The sequence below is a fragment of the Novosphingobium sp. SG754 genome, from assembly GCF_013149315.1.
Taxonomy (GTDB): Bacteria; Pseudomonadota; Alphaproteobacteria; order Sphingomonadales; family Sphingomonadaceae; genus Novosphingobium; species Novosphingobium capsulatum.
Window position 1 is genome coordinate 1 of the sequence record NZ_JABGCC010000025.1, and the last position, 4,057, is coordinate 4,057.

Genomic DNA, 4,057 nt, shown 5'->3' on the forward strand with positions numbered 1-4,057 from the left:
CTTTTGCGCGAGTGGTGGACGGTTGGCCGCAAGCAGGGCGTCATGCACGCCGATGGCTGGCTGTTCCCGGGCATGCACTATCTCAAGCCGCTTAGCACCAGGCAGCTCCATCGGATCGTTGTCGATGCTGCCGAAGCTGCGGGTATCAAAAAGCGTGTCGGCCCGCACACTCTGCGACACAGCTTCGCCACGCATCTGTTGGAAGACGGCGTCGATATTCGAATCATCCAGGCGCTGCTCGGGCATGCGAACCTCGAGACCACCGCTTTCTACACCACGGTCGCAACTCGAACTGTGCGCGCGGTCATCAGTCCGCTGGACAAGTTGACGACGCTGCTCGAGCCGCAGTTGGCTCCTCCCGGCTGAGCCGGTGCGCGCCTCGCTCGAGGTCGCCGATATCTTCCGTAGCGCCGGGCCCGCGTATCGCTCAGCCCACGCCGGGCATCTGAGCCTCGGCCAGCTCAAGGTCATGACGGCGATTGAGAATTGCCGCACCGCCGCGCTGGGCGGTCACGTCGAGGCCTGCGATGACTGCGGGCACTGGCGGATCGCCTACAACTCCTGCCGCAACCGGCATTGCCCCAAATGCCAGGGCGCTGCCGCGCGCACCTGGCTCGCCGCGCGCGAGGCCGATCTTTTGCCGGTGGGCTACTTCCACGTCGTGTTCACCGTGCCCGCCGAGATCGCGGATATCGCGTGGCAGAACAAGGCAGTAGTCTATGACTTGCTGTTCCGCGCGGCTGCGGACACCATGCTGGTCATCGCCGCTGATCCCAAACACCTCGGCGCGCGGATCGGGATCACCGCCGTGCTGCATACGTGGGGATCCGCACTCACCCACCATCCGCATGTGCACATGATCGTCCCGGGCGGTGGCATTGCGCTCGACGGCACGCGATGGATATCATCGCGCCCCACGTTCCTGCTGCCGGTGCGCGTGCTGGGCGCCTTGTTCCGCCGCCTGTTCCTCACGCGTCTCTTGGCGCTGTTCGATGCCGGCAAGCTGTCCTTCTTCAGCACCTTGGCGGGCCTCACCACACGCAAGGCCTTCCTGCGGCATCTATCGCCAATCGGGAAGAAGCGCTGGGTGGTCTATGCCAAGCGGCCCTTCGCCGGACCACAGGCCGTGCTGGCCTATCTCTCGCGCTACACGCACCGCGTTGCCATCTCGAACCGGCGCCTCATTGCCTTCGACGAGACTGGCGTGACGTTCCGGTACAAGGATTATCGCCGCGACGGGGAGCAGCGCCAGCAGGTCACGACGCTGGCCACCGACGAGTTCATCCGCCGCTTTCTGATCCACTTCCTGCCGCGCGGCTTCCACCGCATCCGGCATTACGGCCTGCTTGCCAGTTCAACGCACAAAGAAGCCATGGCGCTGGCCCGCAGCTTGCTTGGCGTCGCCGCGCCGATTGAGGAGACCGACACCGAACCCGACGAACCGCCCGATCGTCGCCCGCCATGCCCATGTTGCGGCGGGCACATGACCATTATCGAAGACTTCGCTCGCTGGTGCCAGCCCCGCGCTCCCCCGCAATCGGCGCCGCCGACCCGGAAGACCACGCCATGATCCGGCATGGCTTACCCTCCATGATGGCCGTGAACGTTGCACCCCGGCCCATGGGGATAGGTGTGTCGACGCCGCCAGCACAGTCAAAACTGGGCTCATTCCCAGCAGGATCAGCGGCGCGACGAGCACAATGGCCAACTGACTTCCATGCTGTTCCGCCCGTCACGGGCTGGCCGGTAGGCTTGCTTCAGTCACCCCAATCCACACCAAAGCCCTTTTACCCATAGACCTGTGCGAGCCTCACCGCGGGTCGTACTTGCAAGACTTTCGTACGCCTGCCGGCGCCCGAAACCCTTCGACAAAGCCGACGTTCCGCAGCGAGAGGTCGAATGGCAGCTCTCCATAGAATCCGACAAGCGTTTGCCCGACCAGTATATTGGAAGGCTGAGTTCGCCTGTTAGGATCGTGTCGAGTGCGCTATTTATCTTTGGAATCGGTAAAGTCATGACTCGCGTGCGCGGCGTACCGCCGGTTCTGACCGCAGACAGGTTTTCGTATCGCTCTATATATCTTCTCTTGTCGCCAACCGCGCATGGCAGATAGGATTCCGACCTCTATGACTTATCAATGGGCCAATTGCCGATACGCCGGCGCGATGAAAGAGGGGCATGAAAAGCGTGCCATGCCCGAAAGCTTGGCCGAACGTGGCGCATTGCCGCGAGACGTTTTCTGTTTTCCAGAAGTCGATAGCTGGCGTGAGCGTGTCTGGCGACTGATCAGCGACTACATCACCCACGAGGTGAAGGCCACTTTCACTCGACGGCCGCCCGAATATGTTGTTTCCGATGATCTGAGCTGGCTCAATGAGATCGTGCTTCATACCTCTGGCCGCGACGTCGAAATGAAGTCACTACTTGCCGATCGGCTGGCAGGGGAATATCGCGCTTTCCGGGCAGCGCATGGCACACGCACCGACGATCTCGCGCCATTTTATGAACATGGCTTACGCTGTCTGCGCGCCGACGAGGCCGAAAATCGGGCTCGCGCGCTGTTTATGACCCCTGAGTTCGCTTGGGTGACCGAGGATAAAATCGACGCGGCGATCGCCGATATGGATGCGCGCAACCTTTCGGGCGGTCGCGAGGGTAGGCTCTATTTCTGTGCGGATGAGCGTAGCCTGATTACGCGTAACGGCGGTTGCGGTCACTATCTCGTTTACGGCGGAGAATACCTCTACTGTTTAGGTCTCCGGCTGGTCAGCCGCTTTGATGCCCAGCGTGTGCTCAAATCGATCGGTCGACCGACGATGTTCGTCTGCGACATTCCGATAGCGATGATGCAGCACTCTACACTCGAAGAGTTCGCGGGCTCTATACTCGAATTTCTATTCTGTGAGCTTATCGGGGAGCCGTCGCACGCACTTAGCGACGGCGCAGGGTCAGCGCTCAGCCTGGCGGTCGATCTGCCGGGCAAGCATATTGTGGGGCATTATCATCCCGCCCGGATTTACGACCCGTTATGACCAAATCGTCGGGCTCCCTCCTCGAAGAAGCCGACTACACCGAGGACAATGTCGCGGTTGTGCTCGAGCGCTTCCTCACGCTCTTGAGCTTTCGGGGAGCGCGCTTCTCGATCGAGGTGATCTCCCGCTCGAAGGAACGGTATCTAGGCGCCGACGCACGGTTGAACGGCGCAATCCGTGGCTTCAGGCCCTTCTTCATGCAGTTCAAGCGGCCTTCGGCCTATCCTGAGCGCAGCAACTCGCGCATCATCACCGATCGAACCAAGCTCGGCGTCGGCAGTTCGCCTCGTGCCCTCTTCTTCGGCCTGCGCAGCAAGAAACCGAGCCAGAGCGATTTCCAACACAATATTCTCTTTCGATTGCGTCGGCGGCTGGTCGCACGTGGGCTCGGCGAAGCGGCCTATGTCTGTCCGCTGTTTCTCGATCATGCCGCCTATCGGTCAGCGGTCCACCGGTCCGGCCTTTTTCACCTCCTGTCGTTCTGGCGGCGCACACCGTGGTACTACCGCGACTTTCTGATGCACCACTACGGCAGCCCCGCCAGCTTCGATAGCATCCCGATCCTCGCGGAGCACGTGACAATCCCGCCGCACGTCACGGTCACTTCGCCCAAGCATCACTACAGCTTTAACGAACAAGGGCGGGACTTGTGCTTCCACGAGCCGACCGTGCTCCCCGAGAACGCATCCGCCTCACTCGCCACGTTCATGGCGCGCGAGTTCGAGCGGGCTCAAGGCGAGGGTGGCAAGGTCTCGATCGAAGAAAGTCAGGGCTTGCTCAAGGAATTGATCGCCGAGGTCTATGGCGATGACGCGACTCTAGATGCCTTAGGCGATGACCCGATTGGGCGCTGGTACGCGTTTGGCGCGCAATTGAAGCGGGATTTCAACATCGTTCAATACGCTTTCGTGCTTTGGGACAAATCGTTCTTCTAGGCTGTAGACTCATAAACACGGAGCCACAGCCGCATTGAGGCCAGTTGGACCATGGCGAGGAAGTTTTCGGCCAGCTTGTCGTAGCGAGTT

4 protein-coding genes and 1 pseudogene are annotated in these 4,057 nt (G+C 61.1%); 4 read left to right on the forward strand and 1 reads right to left on the reverse strand.

The genetic code is table 11. The annotated features are described in order from the left end of the window. The 4 genes from FHW97_RS21870 to FHW97_RS21885 all read left to right on the forward strand — a co-directional run. On the forward strand, positions 1–366 hold a 366-nt coding region (locus FHW97_RS21870), incomplete at its 5' end, for a tyrosine-type recombinase/integrase (RefSeq protein WP_171799746.1). A gap of 4 nt (positions 367–370) precedes the next feature. Then, on the forward strand, positions 371–1,570 hold the full coding sequence (locus tag FHW97_RS21875; protein ID WP_171799747.1) for an IS91 family transposase: 1,200 nt from the start codon (positions 371–373) through the stop codon (positions 1,568–1,570). A gap of 556 nt (positions 1,571–2,126) precedes the next feature. Continuing rightward, on the forward strand, positions 2,127–3,032 hold the full coding sequence (locus FHW97_RS21880) for a hypothetical protein (protein ID WP_171799748.1): 906 nt from the start codon (positions 2,127–2,129) through the stop codon (positions 3,030–3,032). After that, a complete protein-coding gene (locus FHW97_RS21885) occupies positions 3,029–3,967 on the forward strand; it encodes a hypothetical protein (RefSeq protein WP_171799749.1) in 939 nt (312 codons plus the stop codon). The genes FHW97_RS21880 and FHW97_RS21885 overlap by 4 nt, the downstream gene beginning before the upstream one ends. Here the strand turns inward: FHW97_RS21885 and FHW97_RS21890 are convergent. Continuing rightward, a pseudogene (locus tag FHW97_RS21890) lies at positions 3,964–4,057 on the reverse strand (IS5/IS1182 family transposase); the annotation flags it as partial. The gene FHW97_RS21885 and the pseudogene FHW97_RS21890 sit on opposite strands and share 4 nt — an antisense overlap.

Excerpts from the sequence above, each read along its gene's own strand:
- FHW97_RS21880 (WP_171799748.1), top strand. The coding sequence starts at position 2,127 with ATGACTTATCAATGGGCCAATTGCCGATACGCCGGCGCGATGAAAGAG.
- FHW97_RS21885 (WP_171799749.1), top strand. The coding sequence starts at position 3,029 with ATGACCAAATCGTCGGGCTCCCTCCTCGAAGAAGCCGACTACACCGAG.